The sequence below is a fragment of the Pseudomonas sp. F007 genome, from assembly GCF_057814275.1.
This window is the reverse complement of the sequence record NZ_JBVATA010000002.1, coordinates 203252-226756: the sequence shown is the minus strand read 5'-3', so window position 1 is coordinate 226756 and position 23505 is coordinate 203252. Positions and strand designations below refer to the sequence as shown.

The following is a 23505-nucleotide window of genomic DNA, read 5'->3' as shown; positions in this document are numbered from 1 at the left end:
GTCCGCCCATCCCATGAGCGCCTCACTACTGGCAAATACATAGCTACTACCCCCCCTGGCGGGTCAATTCCTAGCATGGACGCTGCTGCCTGAACCCCGGCAGCTTCCATTTCTTTGAATTGCAGGGACGCATGATGAATTCACCCGCCTTGGCTGCAACTCAGCCCTCTCTCCTCCAACCCAACCTCCTCGATGCGCTGATCACCCAGATGATCGTCGGACCCGACCTGCGCGAGGTGGCGGCAGTCCTGTTGCGTCAGAATCTGCAGGCGCTGTACCCGACACTGGACCTGGACCCGAGCATCACCATGGTCGGCTCGCCGTCCTGGGAGCTCGTCGATGAGCAGCTTATTAATACCGGTTTCACCTACCACGCATTGACCGACATCCTCGCCAACCAAGTGGTGCATGGCGTTCCCGCGATGTACATCGAGGGCGAGCACTTTCTCGCCCAGCAACCGATTACCGAACCCGAAGTGCACCTGCCGGTGCGCATCGACGAGATCGCCAGGCTGCTGAACCAACTGGCACCGGTCATGCTCACCGCTTACCAGGAGCAACAGCTGGCCTATTGGAATGCCAGCGAGCGCGATGCGGGCCCGCGCTGGCACGCGCTGTCGAAAACCCTGCGAGATTTCTGGAACGTCGAGCAGGCTGAAGGCTGGAGCAGCGAGGATTGCGCGATGGCCCGCACCTTGTACCTTGCCCCGGATCTTGCCAGCCGCAAGAACAACGACCCCTACGACAGCCATGCCTACCTGATTGCAATCGACCTGGTCGAGGGTCAGGAGGTGCAGCACATCAATGAAGTGTCGATGATCGTCATGGTCGGTAAGCAGCAGGGCCGCACGGTCATCCTCGCCCAATCAGTGGTCAACGGCTATCAACGCTTCGACACGCTGGAGCAATTGGGTGCCAGTCTGCCCAAACACTTGAAAGCCGGTTTCAACTACCAGAACCTGCAGTGGCGACTGCTCGAGCCCCTCGGCAACCTATTCGATTACCAGGCCTGCATTCTGGTGGATGCTCAAATCGAGTTGATTGGTGCATTCGACTTCTCCACGCCAGCACCGACCACCGCGAACACGGCGTCCTCCACGGTGCCGATCAAGATAGACACACCGCCAGACAACAAGGCACCCGACCTGAAATGGCTCGAGAACGCCCTGCCCGATTGGCTGGCCGACGCAACCGACTCAGACCTGAACAACTACTCGCGGCACCTCAAGGACCTCGCGGTGCTGCACAGTCAGAACGCCGGCAAGTCCTACCTGGATGGAATCGCGCCCATCCAGGAGTACACCCTGAGCCAATTGAACGCGTTGCACGGCGCCAAACTGCTGGAGCATGCCGGTGCATTGCGCGATCAGCCAACACTGGAGACGGCGCTCAACTTCATCGAGCTGAGGGTCAGGAGCACAGTGGTCTGGGGAACGTTCGTGGTTCCGGGCAAAGTCGAACGATTGAGTTTCAGCATCGTCGAACTTGCACTGCAGAACCTGATCGCGCTGCCCCTCGGCGACAAGACCCTGCACTCCACCCGCGGCAAGACCCTGCCCGACTGGCTGACCGTCGACTACATCGAGGGACTGGTGCGCCAGGCTGATATTGGCAAAAGCTACCCGGCGCTGATCAAAAGCAAGCTGCTCGGTGCTTCGCCGCAGGTCAGGACTCGACAGCAACAGTTCAGCCAGCACCTGCGGATCCAGCTACCGCTGCTGGCGTTGCAAGGCAAGATTCGCCAACAGGCCGGACTCGATGCCCGAGGCTATCGCTACGTGACCGCCGTGATGGCGCCTGAGCCCAGGGACCGGGTCGTCGAGGGGCAAACGATTGTCATGCGTCCCCTGGCTTTCGTTCCCCAGCGCCGTGACAGCGGGGCCGCAGACGAAGTGGTCAATATGTTCGTGATCGGCCCCGAAGACCCGACAGCCGGCCCCTGCCTGCTGTATCGCCCCATGCTCGACAACCCATTGAGCCAGTACCCTTCGACCAGCAACCTGCTGTATGCCATCCAGCAATCGAGCAGTCTGCGCGAGTCGGTACTGGCCTGGTTGCCGGATGAGGTACGCAGCGACTACGCCAACTTCGTGTTCCCGGGAACCCTGCCGTCGCCGTGGGCGGTGACCACATTCCTGGTGGAAACCGACACCCTCACCACAATGACCGGGCCGATGAGCCTTGGGCAAAAAACGCTGGAGGGTGACCTGCTGGTCAGCCTGTTCAAGGCCAACGCCGAGGCGCTGATACAACTGGCTGACCGCCAATCGGTGTCGAACGCCGAAAGTCGCTGGGCGAGTTTCAAGCACATCGGCTGGAGCCTGTTCAATGCAGTCCTGCCGTTTCTCGGACGCACGGTTGGCATTGCCGCCTGGATCTGGCAAATCCTCGATCAACTCGAAGAGCTGCAGCAAGCCGAGGAGCACGCCGACAAGCCCGAGCAATGGGCGGCCTTTGCCGATCTGCTGCTCAACCTGGGCATGGCAATCACTCTGCACATTGCTGCCCGCAGCAGGCCCGGCCGACGCACTGCGGCAGAAACACCGGCCATCGAGGTTGTGCCCAAGCCAGAACAACCGGCGGCGAATATCGTGATCAAGCAACTCACCAGTGAAGCCGCTCATGAAGCAACCAATGCACAGCAAACACTCAACTTCAGCGCCGCGGTGAATCAGACCCGGGAAAGCCTCGCTACCGTACTGGAGCGGTTCAGGATTGCTCGGCCAGCCGGGCTCGGCGCCGCCACTGCCGAGGAAGGCATCCACCAGCATCTTTATGCCCACCAGCAGAGGTGGTATGCACCGGTAGGCGAGCACTGGTACGAAGTGGCGGTCGATGACAATGGCGGCGTCATGATCATCGACCCTGTGCAACCTGCCCGGACCGGTCCGGCCCTGGTCCATACCGTACGCAATGAGTGGGTTGTCGATGTGCGCCTGCGCTTGCGCGGGGGTGGATCGAAGAGCCTGACCAGCAAGGCCGAGGCCAAGGCCGAGCGCAAAGCCACTGAACTGCGTGGCGAGCTGGCCGCATTCGAGAACCGCAAGGCCGCCGCACAGCGCGAGCTGCAACAGGCCCGACAGGCCATGAGCAGCGCTACCCCCGACACCGCACAGGCCAAACGCAAGGCCTACCTGCAACAACTGGAATCACAGCGAGCCGACTATGCAGCGGCGCTGGACAAGCTCCAGTCCCTGCATGTCTTTTCACCCACGGCAGACTACAAGCAGAAGTCCCTCGGCTACCTCAAGGCCCAATTGGAACTGATCCACGCCGGCATCCAGGAAACACTCATTACCTACACGCCAAAACTGCGCTCGACGCTCAATCAAATCGAGCAACAGGCCGAGGTCCGGCAGGATCGCCATATCCCCCAGGCGCGGGCCATGGTCGAGATGAACAACGACATGATTGGCCGCCTGGAACAGGTCGAGGCGCGTTTTCGCGAACTCAAGCTCCTCGAAAAAGATGGCCTGCGCCTGATCCAGAACACTCGAAAAACACTCCCCGCCTATTCAGTGGATAACCTCAAGGCCTTGCAAGTGACGCTCTCGCGCAACCTGTGCCTGCCTGAACATTCCGTCGCCACGGCGGCCGAGGCCTGGTCGAACATCGACCAGATCGTCGACTCTGCCGACATGCTGGTGCAAACCCTGCAGGACACCCTCCAGGAGCGCAGTTCGAACCGGCTCGACGAACGCATCGACAGCCTCAATGACCTGACTGAGCAATTCAGTGTGGTGGATGAGCGTCTTCTGGATTTCAAGACTCGGTTTTCCGAGCAGGTGATTGAAACCTCCGTTGCAGACCTGCGCCAACAGCTCAAGGCATTGCGCCTGCAAGCGGAGCACAATCTGGTGCAGTTGCTCGATCTGCGCGACATCGCCAGAGCGCGGCCTGCGCTACCAGTGCCATCGCCGCGGGCAAAGAAGCAGTTCATCAGGACCCGCTACAACGGTGTGCTGATCGGTGAACCGCGCCTGACGGCACAGGGCCTGGAAACCGACCTGGTCGATATCAAGTCACCGCTCACCGACAAGATCATCGCGACCTTCCACCAGAAGGCCGAAGGACTGTGGGTCAGGCGCCTCAGTACGCCGACCGCGCCAGGTGCACCGCCGAACCTGGAAACCAGCCTCAACGCCGGCCAGGACCTGGTCGATGCACTGGCCGCCTTCAACCGCCGCATGGACGAGTACATCAAGCAGCCAGGCCGGTCACCAGGCGGCATTGAATACCTGTTTCACCAGCATGTCCTGCAATTGGAGAACGCCAGCAACGCGATCGAACAAGCCTTGACCGATAGCAATGCCACCGAAAGCACAACCCGCTCGGCCGCTGTCGTCAACAAAGCGCTGACCGATGCGATAGCGCAACTCAACCAGAAAGCCAGCGACAATCGGCTAGCGATGAGCCTGCAACTGCCGCCCACCACGTCGAACCTCGAATGGCTCGAACGCAACAAGGCCATCACTGTCATCAAAACCGTCAACCGGCGTCGCCTCAAGGCCGCCAAGCATCAGTACCTGGACGAGTTCACCGTAACCCGGCGCACCACCGGGCAAGTGCTGTGGTATGCGCACTTTCTGTACAGCACCTCGTGGGTGTCGGAAAAGTCGTTCGTTTATGGGCGCCTGAAAACTCCGGCCGAGCAGCGTCTGGGCATAGCCGCAGACTCCGCCCAAGGCTTGAATGACACGGAGCGGCTCGCGTACTACCGCAGCATGATTGGCCTTGAGCAAGCCAAGCGGCTATTTTTCAAGACGGGTTGAAGCATCGCGTTGCCTCTCGATCCCCTCGCCCTGGCGAGGGGGTTGGTTGACGGCACGCTCCTTGCTCCTTCCCGCCCACACCTCGACGGGAATCGCCCATGCTCCACTCCCACCTGACCACGCTCAATGCCGTCTCACTGGTACTCGACGCCTTCCGGGCCGAAGGTCTTTCCAGCGACGCCCTGTTGGCCGGCAGCGGCATCAGCCCAGCGGATCTGCAGCGTGCCGACACGCGCATCACCACCAACCAGGAAATGCAGGTCTGCGCCAATGCCGTCGCGCTCAAGCATGACATCGGCCTGGAGTTGGGGCGGCGCATGCACGTTTCCTGCTACGGCATGCTCGGTTACGCCCTGCTCACCTGTGCCACCTTCGGTGACGCCTTGCGCCTGGCCATACGCTACCCGGCGCTGTTGGGAACCCTGTTCGAGCTGAGCCTGGAAGATGACGGTGAGCGTGTCTGGCTAGTGGCCGCCGATTACCGCGAGAGCCCGGCGATGGCGGTGTTCAACGCCGAGTTCTGCCTGGTGTCGTTGCGTGTGACCTGCGACGACCTGCTCGGGCATCCACTGCCCTTGCTCGGCGCCCGCTTCGAACATGCCGCGCCCGACTACCAGGCCACCTACGCCCAACATTTCGATTGCCCACTGCACTTCGCGGCGCGCAACAATGCCTTCGCCTTCGACAGGCGCTGGCTCGATCAATCCTTGCCGCTGGCCGACGTGATTACCCACCAGGCCATGGCCGAACGCTGTCGCAAGCAGAACGTCGAGTTCACCGGACGCCAGGCATGGCTGGGACGCATCCGCCAGTTGCTCAGCGCCCAGCTGAACGCGGCACCCGGACTCGAAGGCCTGGCCGAACAAATGAACTGTTCGGCGCGCACCCTGCGCCGGCACCTCAAGGACCTGGGCTGCAGCTATCAGGAACTGCTCGACGAGTTGCGCTTCGAACAAGCCAAGCAAATGCTCTGCGAGGATCAACTGCCGATCTATCAGATTGCCGAAGCCCTGGGCTTCAGCGAAACCGCGAGCTTTCGCCATGCGTTTGTGCGCTGGAGCGGCGTCGCACCCAGTCAGTTTCGACCGCTGGGTTGAACAATGTGCGAGGACCATCAGGAAGGCTCAAGAGAACGTCCGATTGATCACACGCCTGAGCAGGAAAGTTACCTTTTTGAGGTCCTGACCAGACGCTCGACAAAAAACTCTACATGCCCTCTTGGTCCGCCCAGCAATGGCCAAGCGTCAGCCATGCGCGCAACTTCCCGAAAGGCGCTGCTGCACTTGCTTCGCGGATGTCTCTCATAAACTGCCCGCCGTGTTTGCGCGGCATGCCGAATATATTCATCGAAGGGAATAGCGCCCGCATACTGCAGGGAAACATCCAGGAAGTGGTCAGTCAGTTTGGCAAGTTTGGAAAACAAACTCTGACCTTCGGAAACCTTACTCTCCATGTTGACCAACACCCTGAAGCACTTTATCCCGTGCTCATGATTAAGTAGCTTGATCAACGCATAAGCACCGGAGATGGAAGTCGGCTCATCGCATACAACAATCAGGACTTCATGGGCGGCTCGAATGAAACTGACGACCGGTTCGCCAATACCCGTGGCGGTGTCGATCACCAGCACGTCCAAACTGTCTGCTATCTCGCTGAAAGCCTGTATCAGGCCTGAATGCTGGGCCGGCGACAGGCGCACCATACTCGGAACACCCGGACCCGATGCGACGATGCGCACGCCTCCCGGTCCGTTCATCAGGGTATCGGCCATTTCACAGCGACCCTCGATCAGGTCGACCAGCGTATACCGAGGCACAAGCCCCAATTGGACGTCGACATTCGGGAACTCGAGATTTGAATCCAGTAAAACGACTCGGCGCCCAAGGTCTGCCAGCGCCAATGCCAGATTTACAGCCACGGTCGTTTTGCCGACACCGCCCTTACCGCTGGCGATGGCGATAACTTGTACAGCATGCACGGTGTCCATACTGAATTTTCAACTCCATATATAACGCTGACCAGCAATTCAAACCCATGAGGCATCAAGCTCCAAGTCTTCCAGGACACACTTCAACGACTGCTCGGCGACAACCACCGTACATAAGTTCGCGCTCGCCAATCAGACTTCCTGATCGGCGAATGCGCGGCTAATATCCAGAAATAAACAGGCTGAAAAAGTTGAACACTGTAAAGATTGACGCACCGGCCAGAATCAAGGCGGAGATTAATTTCTTTTTCATCAACGGCAAACTTCCTTGTCATCGATATAAAAACTGAAACGGGGTCGGTACACCCGACCATGCCCTGATTATGCGCAGGGTGATGGCACTGTGCCAAGAGGCGCCAAATGGCGTTCAGACGCTGCATTGAGCAGCGCCTGACGTGCATCGGCTGTTCGGGTGTCCTGACTCAACCGCCGGCGACCAGCTTGGGTGCCGGCAGCGCCTCGGCGGTCCGCCCGTAGACATCCTCCAGGCGTTCGATGTCATCCTCACCCAGGTAGCTGCCGGACTGCACCTCAATGATCTCCAGCGGGATCTTGCCCGGGTTGGCCAGGCGGTGCACCGAGGCGATCGGGATGTAGGTCGACTGGTTTTCGGAAAGCAGGAACACCTTGTCGTCACACGTCACCTGGGCGATGCCGGATACCACGATCCAGTGCTCGGCACGGTGATGGTGCATCTGCAGCGACAACTGCGCGCCGGGCTTCACCGTGATGCGCTTGACCTGATGGCGAATACCGTTGTCCACCGAGTCGTAGCTGCCCCAGGGACGATAGACCGCACAATGGCTCTGGGTTTCCGAGCGACCTTCCAGATTCAGGTTGTTGACCAGTGCCTTGACGTCCTGAACCGAATTCTTGTGGGCGATCATCACCGCATCCTTGGTTTCCACGACCACCAGATCGTCCACACCGACCAGGGCCACCAGCTTGCTGCTGCTGTGGACGAAGCTGTTGCGGCTGTTGTGGGTCATCACATCGCCCTTGAGCACGTTGCCAGCCGGGTCCTTCTCATGCACGTCCCAGAGCGAGGACCAGTTGCCCACGTCGTTCCAGCCGGCGGCGAGCGGCACCACGCAGGCGCGGGTGGTCTTCTCCATCACCGCGTAGTCGATGGAGTCGTCCGGGCAGCTCTCGAAGGTGCCGGTATCGATGGTCGTGACATTGCCGAAGCGGTGGCTGCGCTCCATGGCCAGCGCACAGGCGTCATAGATGCCCGGCGCATGCTTGAGCAACTCGTCCAGGTAACGGCTGGCACGGAACAGGAACATGCCGCTGTTCCAGTAATAGCCGCCCGTGCGGACGAGCTCGCGGGCCAGTTCTGCATTGGGCTTCTCGACGAAGTGGCTGACCCGGTAGACGCCGGGATGCATGCTGGCGGCGTCACCTGCGCGGGTCGCCTTGATGTAGCCAAAGCCAGTCTCGGGACGCTCGACCGGGACGCCGAACAACACCATCTCGCCTTCCTCGGCCACCACGCGCGCCACCTCCAGTGCCTCGCGCAGCGCCTGCTCGTCCTCGATCACGTGGTCAGCCGGCAGTACCAGCATCAGTTCGTCGCGACCGTCGGCCAGCAGTTGCAGGGCGGCCATGGCTACCGCCGGCGCGGTATTGCGGCCAAAGGGTTCGAGCAGTGTCGAGTGCCCCTGGACGCCGATCCGCTCCAGTTGCTCATTGACGATAAAGCGGTGCTCGAGGTTGCACACGATCAGCGGGCTCTGCATACCTTCGAAGGCCAGGCGTTGCAGGGTCTGCTGGAACAGCGAAAGCTCGCCGGTCAGGGCGAGGAACTGCTTGGGGTATTGCTTGCGCGAAAGGGGCCACAAGCGCGATCCATTACCACCAGAAAGGATTACCGGAATCATGGGAGAAGCCTCATTAAAGTTCCATTTCATTAATACTTGTCCCCGCCGAGGCCCTGCCTCGGACTACCGGGAGAGTGAATGCGTCGATGCGATCAAGGATTGAACAACTGAGTGAGATCCCCTCCTAGCCGATAGGTCTCCAGGGGCTCCAGGGAGCGCCGCCAGGCGTCGGTCTCGGCCGAGCAGCGGTAAAGCGCACAGTAGGGCTCCAGCCAGGCGAACTTGCCGTCCTCCTGCATATCCTCAAGCTCCTGCGGGTAGCCGGTCCGGGCCTCGAACAGGCGCGGGTTGTGCACGCCTTTTTCGACCCGCTGGGCAAGCCGCTGCAGGGCGCCGCCGTTGTCGCCACGCAGATCCAGCCCATTGGCCTCGGCGAATGCCGCGATCATCATCAGCGGCCCCAGGCTGTAGTTGTGGTAGGCCAGCGCCCGGGTGTGACGAGACAGCTCCCGCGGCAGGTAGCCCTCGGCGTCGACCTGCCCCACACCCTGGCGGTACTGCTCGACCGCCCAGTCGAACAGGTCCTGGCGGTCGAGCACCACGGCACTTGCCATCACCGCCCAGGCCGCCCAGTACTGGTGGTTGTTGCGGCGCTCAAGCGGTTGCTCGTTCCAGTCATGCACCACCTGGTCGGCGAGCCGGGCGAACCACTGCTCGATGGCGCGAGCCTCGGCCTCATGCCCACGCAAGGGTTCGGAGCCGGCGAACTGCAGCCGCAGATAGGCACCCGCCAGGCTGCCCAGCGCCCATTTGCGCACCGACTTGCCGGTGTGGTTGTAGGTCTGGCTGAGCAGTGCGTCGGCTTCGGCCCAGGTGTTCAACCAGTTCAGGGCGCAGTCGGCGTATTCCTGACGACCGTCCTCGAGGTACTTGCCGACCAGTTTGCTCACGCCGCTTTCCAGCGTGCGCACATCGCCGGTCAACCGCTTGTAGCGCGCGGCGGCCTGCGGGTTGAGCTTGTCCCTGGCCGAGTCCGAACCTTCGTACTTGCTCGGAAACAGCAAGTCACCCGAATAAGGCGCGGGGGCCTCGGGACACGCCGGCACATTGTCCTTGGGGGACGGGGCGGCCAGGTAGAAGCCGCTGGGCGGCACCAGGCTGGCGCCGGCGCTGCGTTCCAGGGGCTTGCTGCAGCCGGCGGCCAGCACCAGGGCCAGGCCGGTTAGCGCCATCCGCGAACAGATCAGCCAGGGTTTCATAGCCATTCCTCAGTTGACCGCGACCGGACGCTTGACCCAGGCCGGCGACAGGTTGTCGGCGGAACCGGTGACGAACAGGCTGACCACTTCCCCGCGCTCCAGCACCAGTGGGTCGAGGTCACGGATCTTGCGGTCACCGGCGAACAGCGTCAGGCGCACCTTGACCGGGTTGATCTCGCGGTCGCCACGGGCGTTCGCCGACACCGCACTGATGACCTCGGTACGACCGTCGGCGGTTTTGATCGACAAGGCGGTGTTGGACAGATTCTGCAGGCGCAGCAGGGACTTCTGGCGATTCTTGAACGGCGGTTCCTCCACCAGTTCCAGCGCCCCATCCGGCATCTGCACCAGTGTGTAGTAGCGCTCGGCATCGAGCTTCACCGGCAGGTTCTTGCCCTCTGCGCTGGCGGTGTATTGGCCGGCCGGCAGGAAGGCAAAATCGCTGCTGCCCTTGGCGCCCAGATCATTGATACGGACAGGGCCGAGGTTGGCGTCGAAACTGCTGTTTGCGGCGTTGTAGCCGCGCACGAAGGCCGAGCCGTACGGTGCCGCCGGGCCATAGAGCGCTGCTTCATCAGCCATTGCGTACGGGGCGAAAAGGCCAATCAGCAGGCTACCCAGGCCCAGGGTGCGGGACATCGCGGAAAAAAGTGACATACAGGTGCTCCTAGAATTGCAGGATGGGCTCAATGGAGGTGGCGGTGTGCAGCGCGCGGATTGCCGGTTCCTTGCCGTTGTGCAGCCGGGCGAGCCAGGCCGCGTCGAATCCGGAAAGATCGCTGGGTAGCATCAGATAGCGCTCGGGGAACTCCCAGATCACCAGGCGCACTCCGGCGAGCTCTTTATCCCCCTGCTGCAGCAGGTTCAGCATGGGCACCAGTGGGCCTTTGCCCTCTTGCGCGTAATTGAGCAGGTCGCTGCCCAGCGCCTGTTTCAGGGCACCGGCGAAGTTCCAGTTCGGGTTGGCGCTGTAGCTGGTCCCGACCAGCGCGATCGTCGGCTGGGCGTCGGCGAACAGCGCATCCTCGGCGTTCTGCGCCTGTGCCTCGGCGGCCCGGGTCAGACGCGGGTGCAGGGGCTCGGCCGGTGGTTGCAGGTCGGCGAAGTACGGTTCCAGGGGCAGGAAGCTCTGCAGGTCGCCTTTGTGCTCGCGGCTGGCGACAGCCTCGGTGACGAAGGTCTGCTCGCCACGCTGCCAGATACCCTGCCGCGCCAGATGCTCCGCCAGACTCCTGGCCACGACCTCTGCACCGAAGGGGGTCCAGTGGCTATCGGTACGCAGGAACACCGGCTCCTGCGCCTTCGCCTGTTGCAGGGCAGGCAACAGATCCGGCCCGTTCAACCCGGCCTGGCGCATCATGTCGAGGGCCTTCGGGTACAGGCTCTGCTGAGCCAGCGCGGGTCGCTCGTCATCCAGATACTCCGGATAGAGTCGAGCCTTGGCTGGCAGGAGCGCCAGCACCAGCGTCACCCCACGACGCTCGAATTCCGCCCGTACCGCGTTCACCAACCGCCAGTTGTCCTGCAACTGATCGGGCTTGCTCGCCGGCTTGAACTCCTCGTCCGAGAAGAGCCAGTCGTCCTGGCCGATGACCACGCCCTGGCGGCCTTCACCAAAAAGCGTGTAGCCCGCCATTGCCCACAGGTTGGTGCCCAGTTGCTTGACCGGGAACTCGGCGTCGTAGTGCTTCTCGAAGGCCAGCGCCAGTTTGCCGTCCAGCACGCTGGTTTCACTGGCTGCGGAGAAGCCGAATACCGCGCGCAGGGACCACAGGCAGAGCACCAGCAGCAGGCCGCAGAAGAGCAGGCTGTAGAGCAGGTTCAACGTTCTGTTCATAGTCGGTTCCCCTCAGAACTGGAAGTACAGGAAGGGCGAGAAGCTCTGCGCCGAGAGCTTGAGCACCGAGACGGTGAACAGCAGGAGTACGCCTGCGTGAAAGGCCACGGCGCCGATTCGCAGGCGCGCCACGGCGGCGCTGCCGCTGGCGTCGAGCATGATCCCGTCGTCCTCGGAGGCGCGGGCCTTGGGAGCGCCGGCCAGCGGCTGGGTGTAGAACTGGCGGAGGCCGAAGAGGGCCAGCACGACATAGGCCAGCACCAGGGCAGCGATCTGCAGGCTGGTGAGCTGAGCGCGGTTGAGTTCGGAGAGCTGCCAGTCGGCGAAGCTGAACATGGCCGCGTACATGCGCCAGGCCACGTCGAGGTTTTCGGCGCGGAAGATCACCCAGCCGATCACCACCAGCAGGAAGGTGAAGGCCCACTTCAGCGGGTTGAGCACCCGAGGCGCAGCGTTCACCCCCATGGCGCGCTCAATGGCCAGCCAGGCGCCATGCCAGGCGCCCCAGAGGATGTAGGTGAAGTTGGCGCCATGCCACAGACCGCCCAACAGCATGGTCAGGAACAGGTTGCGGTAAGTCTGGAAGGTGCTGCCGCGGTTGCCGCCCAGGCTGATGTACAGGTAGTCGCGCAGCCAGGTGGAGAGGCTGATGTGCCAGCGCCGCCAGAACTCGGTAATGGACTGGCTGATGTACGGCTGCTTGAAGTTTTCCATGAAGCGAAAGCCCATCATCAGGCCCAGGCCGATGGCCATGTCGCTGTAGCCGGAAAAGTCGAAGTACAGTTGTGCGGTATAGGCCAGTGCGCCAAGCCAGGCGTCGCCCGTGGTGGGGTCGGAAAGCGCGAAGCAATGGTCGGCAATGGGCGCGATGCTGTCGGCGATGAAGACTTTCTTGATGAAGCCTTGCATGAAGCGCGTGCAGCCCTCGGCGAACTTGTCCACAGTGTGGGTACGGTGGTTGAACTGGTCCACCAGGTCGCGAAAACGCAGGACCGGGCCGGCAATCAGGTGCGGAAAGATCGCCACAAAGGCGGCGAAGTCCACCAGGTTGTGGGTGGCCGGGGTGTCGCCGCGGTAGACGTCGATGATGTAGCTGATGGACTCGAAAATGTAGAAAGAGATCCCGATCGGCAGCAGGATGTGCGTGAGCACGAAGGGCTCCATGCCGAACGAGGTAATGATGGCGTTGAGGCTGTCGACGCCGAAATTGGCGTACTTGAAGTAGCCGAGGACACCGAGGTCCACCGCCACGCCAAGGAGCAGCCATTTCTGCGCCGTTTTCGTGCGCACGCCGGCCGTCCCGATGCGCAGGCCGATCCAGTAGTTGAACACGGTTACCACAGCGAACAGCGCCAGGAAGTCGATGCGCCACCAGGCATAAAAGATGTAGCTGGCGACCAGCAACAGCAGGTTTCGATGGCGCGTTCCGACCAGGTAATACAAGCCGAGGAAAATCGGCAGGAACAGGAACAGGAACACGTTGGAAGAAAAAACCACGCCCTCAATCTCCTTTTGAATGATCATCGTTGCCCTGAGGAGCCCACGCGCCAGGCGCATGGGCCCCATCAGGTCAATCGGCCTTGGCTTGCATCGCGCTCGCCGGTTTGTCCGCCCGGCGACAGATCTTCGCCTCGACCTGCAGCCCCGGGGGCATGTCTGCCGGCATCTCGATATCCAGGGAGAGCAGCGTCTGTCCCGCCCACTCGGCGTCCTCGCGCAAGCGGAAAACAAAGCGGCCATTCGACTCGACTTCCCGCGACCGGCTGATCAACAGGTTTTCCCTGGAGCCGCTCATGTACCAGACGGTACTGCGCAAATCGCTGATCTCGGGCTTGCTGAACTGGAGCTCGACGACGGAGTCCTCACTGCGGATCGGCTTGACCCCGATGTTGACCAGCACCTCGTTCTTGCCTGGCCGCAGGGTCACTTTCTGGTCCAGATCCGCCGTGACTTCCTGGCAACCGTTATCCAGCAGAGGCATGGCCTGGCGATAGAAAGTCGCCATGGCCAGGTCGTAATAGCTGTTGACCTCCCAGACCAGCATCTTCGGTGGTCTGTCCTGGAAGTCCTGGGTGCCGAGGTACTGCAGCATGGCACTGTGGAAGCCACCGCCGGTCACCGAGCGGTTATCCACGTCGATGTTGGCGTACTGCTTGAGGAAGCCATCGAAGTTGTACTGTGCGGAACTGAAACTGGTGCCGACCAGCACCACGTCGGGCCGCTCGGTATCGCCAAACAGCTCGTTGCTCTCTTCTTTGGGCTCGGTCACTGCGCGGGTGAAATACTCATTGGCGTAACCGCTGCCACAGATTTTGCCGAATGCCTGGTTGAGCGAGCCGACCTTGTACAGGTTGCCCTCCGTGCGCGTGGCAAATTCCTTGCGTGCAATCCCCTTGAAGACCTTCGCCTTGCTGAGTTCGGCGGCCAGCAATTGCGCAGTCAGCTCAGCGCCTTGCGGCGTCCAGTGGTTATCGCGCTTGAAGAAGAATTTGCGCCGCACGTCGGCCGGCAGGTCCAGCAGTGCGGTGAGATCCGGCACGCGTATGCCCAGGCTGCGCAGGCGCTCGATGGTCGCCAGGTAATTGCGGCGCGACAGTTCGGCATTGAAGCTGCTGCGCTCCTGCGGGTTGAGCATTTCAGTGACGAGCAGGCCACGCGGTGGCAGGTAGACCATCACCAGTTCCACGCCCCTGGCTTTGAGCCCATCACGCAGGTCCTGCAGCAGCTTGAAACCTTCGGGCGTGGTGCCGATGTTGGTCATGAGGTCGATCTTGCTGCGGAACAGCCAATCCTCCTGCCCCTGCACCAATCGGCTGAAATCACCCAGATCACCGGTGTAGCTGCTGTCCTGCAGCGCCTGCGGGCAGATCTGGCAGCAGCGCTCGATCACGTATTCAGGCGCCTCGGCGGCCAGGCTCGGGGAACTGGTGAAAAGCGTCGCAACCGAGGCGCACGCCAGCCACCCTTGGACAAGGCGGCCCATTGAACTCCGTTTCATTGTTTGTCACTCACTTGAAGTTGCGCCAACTTGTCGAGCGGCAGGACCAGCACGGCCTGCTTCTGTCGCACCAGCAGGTCGATGATTCGGCTCTGCTCCTTGGCCAGCGCACCGAATATGCCGATGCCGCTGGGCTGGGTCGGCATCAGCATTTCCACCCCGTAGAGCTTCACGCTTTGCGGCGACACGACGGAGATGGCGCCCGACTCGTTGCCGATCAGGCGACCGCCCACCACGGTCAGGGAGAGGTTCATGTCGAAGGGGTCGAGTGCCAGGTCGCGGGGCGTGCCGTTGAGGTCCTTGACGTGCCCGTAGATACCGAGCAGTCCGTTGGCCACCGCGAGGTTTTCATGGAGCCCGACATTGGCGCTGTTGCGCACACGAATGCCGTGCCGCGCGTTGTTGAACGCCCGGTTGCCCCACAACAGGTTGTCGCCGCTCTCGTAGATGGTGATGCCATCGGAGCCGTTGCGATAAACCTCATTGTTGGCCAGCACGTTATTGACGCTGGTACGGTCGACCACAATCCCGGAGAGGGTGTTCTCGTAGGAGCGGTTGTTGAAGATCCAGCTGTCGTTGACCTCTCGGGAAACGATGATGCCGTGCTTCTGGCGGGTGCCATAGGCGGTGTTCTCGGCGATGATCAGGCGCCGCGAGCGGTCATGCGGGTCGATACCGTAGACCAGGTTGTTGCGGTAGGTATTGCCCTTGAGCACCACGTCATAGGCTTCGTAGCAGTAGAAGCCGTACCACATGTCGTCGAACATCGAGCCAATCAGCCAGCCGCTGGGATGGTCGCGTTGCATGGTCGGATGCATCGCCGGGCTGTACTGGGAAATGGAGACGCCATAGGACTTGCTCGCGGTGTAGCCAAGGCTCGAGACCACCGAGTTGACGATGTAGGTCTCGGTACCGCCCCACGCGTTGAGGAAGGGACGGAACTTGCCCTTCTTCTTGAACCAGTCCTGCTGGTTTTCCGTCTCGCTCCAGGCGGTAAGGCGGGTGTACATGATGAACAGCTTGCCGTCGTTGATCAGGAACGCGCCGCGCTCACTGGACAGGCGGAAGTCGCGGGTTTCGGCGCCGACGTGCAGGGTCGCGCCCTGGCTGACGACGATCGGCAGGCGAGCGATGTAGATGCCCGGCTCGGTCTCCTCGAAATACTTCTTCGGCAGGCTGCGGGCGAGATCCTTGAGCGTGACATAGCCACCCTCGATGAAAATCGCCTGGGGCATTTCACCCTGGCGCTTCACCCACTCACGCAAGCGCTCGTCGCCACCGGTGAACTCCACCAATTGATTCGGGCCGATCATGCGCTTGAGCACCACGTTACCGGTGGGCTTGCGCACGATCCGGGCACTCACCGCCTCGGCGGTATAGGGCGACAGATCGGGCAACTTCGGCGGCTCGATCAGTACCGACTCGGCGGGAATGCTCGACACCTGATAAGCAGGTGCGGGGGTTTCCCCGGCCGGTGCCACGACCGCCCACGCGAGGCTAGCCGCGAGGACCGCGGCGGCGGCCCAGCGATGCCTGTTTGTTGTGTGTGAATACATAGCGTCCAACTCCATGGTCAGCTCGGCAGGCGGCCTTCAGTAACGCCAGACAAAATCAACGAATGCGCGGTGCATGCTCGAGTCCGTGCCTTTGCCGAAGGCATCGCCCGGCAAGAACAGCCCGCCTCGAAAGCGGATCAGCGCGGAGGATGCTTTCAGCCACTCCATCCCGGCCGGGATCTGCCCGCGGTTCAGGTAGCGCGTCACCACCAGGTCGACTTCCTGCCCGATATCCTTCTCGCCCGGCACCAACTGGGCCTTCAGGCCGCTGCTGCTGTCGGCCTGGTCATCCACCCGCCAGAAGCGGTGGTAGACCAGGCTGGCGTCGTAGTCCTCGTCCAACCGCCAGCCGCTGAACACGCTGGCCGCCTGCAGGTTGTTCATCTCCCCGCGATAGGCTTCGCCGAAGCGGTTGATGGCACTGCCGGTGCCGGTGAATTTTGCGCGGTTGCTCTCCAGCCCGGTCTGTTGGAACTGCTCGGAGTCGTCGCCGTCGGAGCCGCCGCTGGCACGCATGTAGGTGGTACCGACGCGCCAGTTCTGGTCGATGTTCCAGCGCAGGCCGAGGTCGAGCGCCCAGGCATCGACATCCTGGCTGACCTTGCCGTTGGCCTGGCGCCGGCCGTTGACGGTGTTGGTGCGCAAGGTGTCGACATTACCGGTCAGCCACGTGGCGGCGGCCCAGTAGTTGAGCGGCAGGTTGCTGCGCTCGTTGTAGAAATCGCCATTGAGTTCAGCCCCCAGCCAGGTGAGGTCGCCGGTCGTGGTCTTGCTCATCTGGTCCACAGAATCACCTACCCCCGGCAGGTTGCCGCCATCATCGCTGTGATGGAGCTTCACCCCGGCCCAGTGACCCGGCTGCCACTGCCAGGACAGGTCGGCGAGCAGGTGCAGGCGATCCTTGTCGTCGGGTGCCAGTTCATCCAGGTCAGTGCGGTAGTCACTGAAACGTTCGGCGATGCCAACGTGGGCGCTGAGCAGGGTGGTCTCGAAGTTCCAGCGCAAGGCTTCGATATTGCTGTCCCACCACAGGCCGTCGGCACTGCGGATCTTCTGTCGACCGAAGCGCAGGGACTCTCCCGGATACGCGCTCAGGCCGCCATAGTCGACCCAGAACTCGTGCATGGCGAGGAACTGGTCCTCGCGATCACGGGCGTCATTGGGGTCGAAGGTGTCGGATTCGCTGGTGTCCGACTCGATGGTGTCGGTGGCCAGGAACGCCTCGCCGAGCGCGAAGGCGCTCCAGTCGCCCTGACGGTTGTAGACCCAGGGTCGCACGCTGAGGCCGAGGCCATTGAAGTCGCCACCGTCGCGAGTACCCAGATCGAGGTCATCGATCGACTGCGCGGTTAACTTGAGATTGGCGCCATAAGACAACCCGGGTTGCGGCTGTGCCCCCAGTGCGACGGAGCTGGCCAGCAATCCGGCCATGCAGGCCAGCGTGGTGACTGGACGGTATTTCGAAGTCATAGCACTTCCTGCGCTTGATCAGCTTGATTCCTGGCGGTGACCTGCTGGCCACCGCGAGCTTCGATTTCACGAGCCAGCAGGCTCTCCACCTGCTGGTAGTCCTGCGCCTTCAGCCTGGGCGCCATGCGCTCCATCAGGACCTGCCCCTGGGCCATGCCCTGACGCGAGGCGAGCTTGGCGAAGGTGTAGCTGTAGACGGCGTTGATCCGCACCCCCTTGCCCTCGCCAAACAGCTGGGCCAGCGCGATGTTGGCGCTCGGATCGCCGGCACGTGCCGCAATCAGCAGATGCTCCAGGGCCTTTTGCGGCTCGATGTCGCCCAGCGCACCCTCGCGGTACAGCCGGCCCAGAAGCAGGTGCGCCTTGAGGTGGCCGGGCGCGGCCTGGAGCAGGTACTGTTCTGCCGCCCGAGGATCGGCCGGTACGACCTGGCCCTTGAGGTACAGTTGCCCGAGCATCAGCGCGGCGCGGCTGGAGCCGGCCTCGACCCCCTTGTTCAGGTAGCCGGTAAGTACCGCCGCATCCCCCAGGTCAGGGAAACGCAGGACCAGCTCGGCCAACCCGCACCAGGCATCCGGATAGGCCGGCGCAATACGCGTGTAGAGCGCCTGGGCAGCCTTTGGATCCGCTTCGCCCAGGCTGCTGTCGGCCAATACCTTGGCAACGCCCATCACACGATCAGGCGACACCCGACCGGCCTGGTAGGCGGAATCCAGACGCGCCAGCAACCGCTGCTGGCTGTCTTGGTCGCCACGCCGCTGGTAGACCTCGGCCAGTTCGAGATAGCACTCGCTGGCCTGGTCCAGCCAGCCCTCACAGATGGCTGCGATTTCATCCAGCTTCTGTTCGTAGTTACCGCGCGCACGGTAGAGCAGCACCTTGCCGAGCCGGGCTTCGGCGATGCCTTGCGCCTGCCATTGCTCCAGCTCGCGCTCAAGCTCGCCGCTGGCAAGCCTTTGCGGATCCTGCAGCTGCAGTTGCACCAGTGGCAGCAGTGCGCTGTTGTCGCCGGCCGCCAGGCTCTGGCGCAGCAGCCGCTCGGCTTCCAGGCGCTCGGCAGGACTCGCCTGCGGCTTGCTCGCCAGCCATTTACCCAGCCGTGCGGGCGCCGCCGGAGAGCGATCGAGGGCCTGGCGATACAGCGTCTCGCCCTGCATCCGCTGCTCGATCGTAGGGCTGCGCACCAGCAGGTCGCCGAGGCCGACCTGAGCCTCGACGTAACCCTGGCTGGCGAGGACGCGGTAGTTCTGCTCCGCGGTCGCGAGGTCACCCGTGCCCTTGGCCTCCTTGGCCAGTTGCAGGTCGGGCAACGCCACGCAACCAGCCAGCAGACCGAGGCTGAGCGAGCCCAGCAGCCCGCATGCTAGTCCGGTGCTGTTCATTTTTCGGACGCCAGGCCGTTGATGGCGAAGAAGCCGTTCAATGGGCGAATGCGCACGTCAACCGGGCGCTTGGCCAGATCGCTGGCAAGTGGCTCGTCAGGCTGGATGTTCACGCGGATGTCCGAAGCCAGGCCGCCGTCCTGCAGGGCAATGCTGGTGATCCGGCCGCTGCGTTCGGCGGTTTCGCCACCCACCAGGAAGGTCAACGGGGTGCCGGGTTGCAGCTTGTTGAACGCGCGGTACGGGAAACGGGCTTCGACGGTGGCGACGCTGTCCACTGGCGCCAGCATGAATACCGCAGTGCCCTTGGCTGCCACCTGGCCGTCACCCACCAGTTGGCTGACCACTTTGCAGTCGCAAGGGCTGGTCAGGGTGCCCTGGAAGCGTTTGTTGAACAGGCGCTCCAGATTGTCCGGGGTCATCTCCGACTCCGGCAGCGCGCCCTTCAGGGCATCCAGCATGTTCGCCGAAAAGGTCGCCACCGGCGCACCCTTGCTGACCGTGCTGCCCACGGCGACCAGGCTTTGCACCGTGCCTTCGCGCGGCATCGCGACCTGCGCGCCGGCCACGCTGACCTGCGCCGAGTCAGCGTGGGTGACAAAGTAGATGTCGTAGAACTGATACAGCACGTAGGCGAAGGCGGCCAGGCCGGCGACCAGGATCACCAACGTCAGACCCATGGCGCGCAGGCGGCCGAGCACGCTGAGCTTTTCATTGCCCTTGCCGCCACGGGCCTTGGTGAAGTTCTCGCGCTGGAGGATGCTGATCAGGCCACCTACATTTACCAGTTCGCCACTGATGAGCGAGCTGATGATGTAGCGCAGCGCCGACATCTCGCGCGGACGCAGGTTGTGAAATTCACAGCCAGCGCGCTTGCCGTCGATGATCGAGCGCACCTGGAACTGGACATCCATGGCAAAGCCGATGCCTTCCACTTCGAACATCAGCTTGCCGCGATAGAGCTTGCCCTCGACCACCGACTGGCTGCCCTGCTCGAAGCTGAAACCGCCTGCGGACAGGTCTATCAGCTGGACTTCCTGGACGCCCCCCTCCTGGCCCTTGAACCGGACCTTTGCCGGCAGCTTCAGGCGCGCATGCTGACGCTGCGCCTCGGACTCATGCACCACATTGGCGTTGCCCGCCGGGCTGATCACTGCACTCATAATTTTTCCCTTTCAAATTAGTAAGTTGAACCTGGCTTCAAGGTTTCTGGGTCCTTTTCGCCGATCACACCACGAACATCAGCAAGGCAAGAAAGACGCTGCCCGCGGAGAAGGTCATGGCGCGTGAAGACCAGGTGTTGAACCAGCGCGAAAAGCTGGCCAGGTCGCGATTAAGCTTGGTGTTCTGGCGGGTCCAGGACTGCCGGTCGAGGCGGAAGAAGACATACACCTTCACCAGCGCGCCCATGATCTGGTTGTAATAGAGGATCAGCGGATAAGCCGGCCCCACCTTGTGCCCGGAGGCCAGCAGCAGCAACGTCAACGCCAGTCGGGTGAGACCGATCCACAGCAGGTACACCATCAGGAAGGCGAAGCCGTACTTGAGGCTGGCAATGATCGCCACGGTGGGCCCCAGCAAGCTGGTCCACATCGATACGCGCTGGTCGGCCAGTACCAGGCAGGTGAACCAGCCCAGACGATTCGGGCCTAGGCCCAGGGCGCGGGAGTTCTGCCGCAGGTTGTTGCCGTACCAGCGGAACATCAGCTTGCGGCTGGCCTTGATGAAGCTCTTTTCCGGCGGGTGCTCAACGGTGTTGATGGAGGCGTCCGGCACATAGAAAGTGTCGTAGCCCAGGCGCATCAGGCTGTACCAACTGGACTTGTCGTCGCCCGTGAGGAAGCGGAAGCGTCCGAGGCGCCAGTGTTCCAGATGGTCGCTCTCGACGTCGGCGATGAAGCCGGGATTGGTCACCACGCTAGCGCGGAATACCGACATGCGCCCGGTCATGGTCAGCACACGCTTGGAGAGCGCCATGGAGCACATGTTGAGGTGGCGCTGGGCGAAGCGCAGCTTGTGCCACTCGCTCATGATGTAGCTGCCGCGCACCTCGCAGAATTCGTTGGTGGTCAGGCCACCGACATTGGGGAACAGCTTGAACCAGGGCACGGTCTTCTTGATGACGCCCTGCTCCAGTACAGTATCGCCATCGATCACCGCCACCACCGAATCGTCGTCGGGCAGGTGCCGGGAAACGGCGCGGAAGCCGTGAGCCAGGCCATCGCGCTTGCCGGTTCCGGCGATGCGCACGAAGTCCAGCCGAACCCGCGCCGGTGGGTTCATCTGCCGCCACAGGCTCTCGATCAGCAGCTCGTCCGAACGTTCGACGATGGAGCACACCACCGTAGTCGGGTAGCCGCAGGCGATGGCCTCGCGGATCACCGATTGGTAGACCTGGGCGGTCGTCAGTGCCTCGATGCGGAAGCTGGTGACCAGCAGGAACACGTGGGACGGGTCCGCTGCCGCACCCAGTTGGCGCATTTTGCGCCGATACCAGGGGAACACCAGATAGAGGAAGATCATCCCTCGTACAAAATGCACGGCGCCCATGGAATAGCGCCAGATGCCAATGACACCCAGCAGCAGAATGAAATCGACAGACTCAGGGTCGAAAGTGCTGCGCGGCAGCAGCAATGCCATCCCCATGAGCGTGGTTACCAGCAGTAACCACCCTGCGGCTGAGCGCAGGCGACTCTGAAAAACATCCATGTTTCGGACCTGTATGACTGATCGACAATACGGCAACTGGGGCGCCGCGCCTGTTGCCAGGGCGCCCCACGAACATCACTGCACCGGCTCTACCAGCAGATACCCTCTAGACCGGGACCGCTGGACTTGCGCATGAACCCCACCAGGTCGAACACCTGTTTGTCGGCGGGAGCCCGCTCTACCAGGTGCGCGAAGGCTTCATCGCCGTTGCCCAGGATGATCACGTCGGCATTGGCGACGACTTGGTCGAAGTCGGAGCGCAGCAACGACGAAACATGGGGGATTTTCGACTCGATATAGTCACGGTTGGCGCCGTGGACACGGGCATATTCGACGTTGCTGTCGTAGATGCTGAGGTCGAAGCCCTTGCCGATGAGCATCTCGGCCAGCTCCACCAGCGGGCTTTCACGCAGGTCGTCGGTACCGGCCTTGAAGGACAGTCCCATCAACGCAACCTTGCGCTTGTCGTAACTGGCGATGATGTCGAACGCTTTGCGCACCTGCGCGGCGTTGCTGCGCATCAGCGACTCGATCAGCGGCGACTCGACGTCCAGCTGGCCGGCGCGGTAGCTCAGCGCGCGTACATCCTTGGGCAGGCAGGAGCCGCCGAAGGCGAAGCCCGGACGCATGTAGTAGCTGGACAGGTTGAGCTTGCGATCCTCGCAGATCACCTCCATCACCTCGCGACCGTCGACGCCGACCGCCTTGGCGATGTTGCCGATCTCGTTGGCGAAGGTGACCTTGGCCGCGTGCCAGACGTTGCAGGTGTACTTGATCATCTCCGCGACTTCGATGGTCTTGCGGATGACTGGCGCATCCAGCTCGCTGTAGATCTCTTCCAGCAGGTCGCCAGAAGTGCTGTCCAGCTCGCCGATCACCGTCATCGCCGGGAAGTCGTAGTCCTTGATCGCGGTGCTCTCGCGCAGGAACTCGGGGTTCACCGCCACGCCGAAGTCCACGCCGGCCTTGAGCCCGGAATACTGTTCCAAGGTCGGAATCACCACCTCGCGCAGAGTGCCCGGCAGCACCGTGCTGCGTACCACGACCGTGTGACGGGTGGTCTTTTGCGGTAGAACCTGGCCGATCTGCCGGCACACTTCTTCGATGTAGGACACATCGAGATCACCATTGCGCTTGCTTGGCGTCGGCGGTGCGAGGAAGGAAATATCGGTTTCGAGGACAGCCTCGCGGACATCCAGAGTGCCGCGCAGCTTGCCGCTGGCAACCCCTTGCTGCAGCAACTCGCCCAGACCCGGCTCGACAATGGGCGATTTGCCACTGTTGATCATGTCGATCTTGAGAGCCTGGACATCGACCCCGATGATCTGATGCCCACGTGCCGACAAGCATCCGGCACATACCGCACCGACGTAACCCAGACCAAATATGCTGATTCGCATGCTACGAACGCTCCTTGCAACTTGAGGCCATGGAATGTCCCTATAACATTCCCCTATCCATTTACAGGCGACTTGAATTCATAACCAGTAAACAGCAGGACTGCGCTACATACGCCGCCCGGTATAAATAAACTTGAGTAACTTGAACATATTTTGCGAGCACCCACACGGGCGCCACTACCGCATAACAAACAACGTTACCGGCAAGCACATGACAAACAAAAGATCGAGTTAGCGCACCACTACCCAAGCTACGAATTCTTCGTCAGCAGCGCCAGGTCGGGGCACATGGTGAGCACTTAAACAACGCAAAGC

The 23505-nt window shown here is 62.1% G+C and carries 15 protein-coding genes; 2 read left to right on the top strand and 13 right to left on the bottom strand.

From position 1 onward, the window contains the following. Nucleotides 1–134: 134 nt before the first annotated feature. Both ACZYR5_RS05165 and ACZYR5_RS05160 read left to right on the top strand, forming a co-directional pair. A complete protein-coding gene (locus ACZYR5_RS05165; protein ID WP_489088876.1) occupies nucleotides 135–4772 on the top strand; it encodes a hypothetical protein in 4638 nt (1545 codons plus the stop codon). A gap of 98 nt (nucleotides 4773–4870) precedes the next feature. Further along, nucleotides 4871–5869 carry an AraC family transcriptional regulator gene (locus ACZYR5_RS05160; RefSeq protein WP_489088877.1) on the top strand — a complete coding sequence of 333 codons (999 nt, stop codon included), beginning with the start codon at nucleotides 4871–4873 and terminating at the stop codon, nucleotides 5867–5869. 68 nt (nucleotides 5870–5937) lie between these two features. On the opposite strand, the gene ACZYR5_RS05155 is transcribed toward ACZYR5_RS05160, so the two are convergent. From ACZYR5_RS05155 to ACZYR5_RS05095, 13 genes are all read right to left on the bottom strand, one after another. Continuing rightward, nucleotides 5938–6759, bottom strand: a complete 822-nt coding sequence (locus ACZYR5_RS05155; protein WP_489088878.1) for a MinD/ParA family protein — start codon at nucleotides 6757–6759, stop codon at nucleotides 5938–5940. Between the two features lie 422 nt (nucleotides 6760–7181). Next, on the bottom strand, nucleotides 7182–8639 hold the full coding sequence (locus ACZYR5_RS05150; RefSeq protein ID WP_489088879.1) for a mannose-1-phosphate guanylyltransferase/mannose-6-phosphate isomerase: 1458 nt from the start codon (nucleotides 8637–8639) through the stop codon (nucleotides 7182–7184). 92 nt (nucleotides 8640–8731) lie between these two features. After that, nucleotides 8732–9838: a mannuronate-specific alginate lyase gene (locus ACZYR5_RS05145; protein WP_489088880.1), complete on the bottom strand. Its 1107-nt coding sequence runs from the start codon at nucleotides 9836–9838 to the stop codon at nucleotides 8732–8734. Between the two features lie 9 nt (nucleotides 9839–9847). After that, nucleotides 9848–10495, bottom strand: a complete 648-nt coding sequence (locus tag ACZYR5_RS05140) for an alginate O-acetyltransferase AlgF (protein WP_489088881.1) — start codon at nucleotides 10493–10495, stop codon at nucleotides 9848–9850. A gap of 10 nt (nucleotides 10496–10505) precedes the next feature. Continuing rightward, complete coding sequence (locus tag ACZYR5_RS05135) at nucleotides 10506–11675, bottom strand: alginate O-acetyltransferase (RefSeq protein ID WP_489088882.1); 1170 nt, start codon at nucleotides 11673–11675, stop codon at nucleotides 10506–10508. Between the two features lie 12 nt (nucleotides 11676–11687). Further along, a complete protein-coding gene (locus ACZYR5_RS05130) occupies nucleotides 11688–13172 on the bottom strand; it encodes an MBOAT family O-acyltransferase (protein WP_489088883.1) in 1485 nt (494 codons plus the stop codon). 73 nt (nucleotides 13173–13245) lie between these two features. Next, nucleotides 13246–14658, bottom strand: a complete 1413-nt coding sequence (locus tag ACZYR5_RS05125) for an alginate O-acetyltransferase AlgX-related protein (protein WP_489088884.1) — start codon at nucleotides 14656–14658, stop codon at nucleotides 13246–13248. 11 nt (nucleotides 14659–14669) lie between these two features. Next, nucleotides 14670–16244 (bottom strand): mannuronan 5-epimerase AlgG, encoded by a 1575-nt coding sequence (gene algG, locus ACZYR5_RS05120; RefSeq protein WP_489088885.1) that lies wholly within the window; start codon nucleotides 16242–16244, stop codon nucleotides 14670–14672. A gap of 21 nt (nucleotides 16245–16265) precedes the next feature. After that, nucleotides 16266–17699, bottom strand: coding sequence for an alginate export family protein (locus ACZYR5_RS05115; protein ID WP_489088886.1), 1434 nt, complete (start codon nucleotides 17697–17699; stop codon nucleotides 16266–16268). Continuing rightward, nucleotides 17696–19081: an SEL1-like repeat protein gene (locus ACZYR5_RS05110; RefSeq protein ID WP_489088887.1), complete on the bottom strand. Its 1386-nt coding sequence runs from the start codon at nucleotides 19079–19081 to the stop codon at nucleotides 17696–17698. The genes ACZYR5_RS05115 and ACZYR5_RS05110 overlap by 4 nt, the downstream gene beginning before the upstream one ends. Further along, on the bottom strand, nucleotides 19078–20244 hold the full coding sequence (locus ACZYR5_RS05105; protein WP_489088888.1) for a PilZ domain-containing protein: 1167 nt from the start codon (nucleotides 20242–20244) through the stop codon (nucleotides 19078–19080). Before ACZYR5_RS05105 ends, ACZYR5_RS05110 begins: the two co-directional genes overlap by 4 nt. Before the next feature lie 64 nt (nucleotides 20245–20308). Continuing rightward, nucleotides 20309–21790 (bottom strand): glycosyltransferase family 2 protein, encoded by a 1482-nt coding sequence (locus ACZYR5_RS05100; RefSeq protein ID WP_489088889.1) that lies wholly within the window; start codon nucleotides 21788–21790, stop codon nucleotides 20309–20311. Between the two features lie 89 nt (nucleotides 21791–21879). Further along, nucleotides 21880–23190: a nucleotide sugar dehydrogenase gene (locus ACZYR5_RS05095; RefSeq protein ID WP_489088890.1), complete on the bottom strand. Its 1311-nt coding sequence runs from the start codon at nucleotides 23188–23190 to the stop codon at nucleotides 21880–21882. Nucleotides 23191–23505 lie beyond the last annotated feature (315 nt).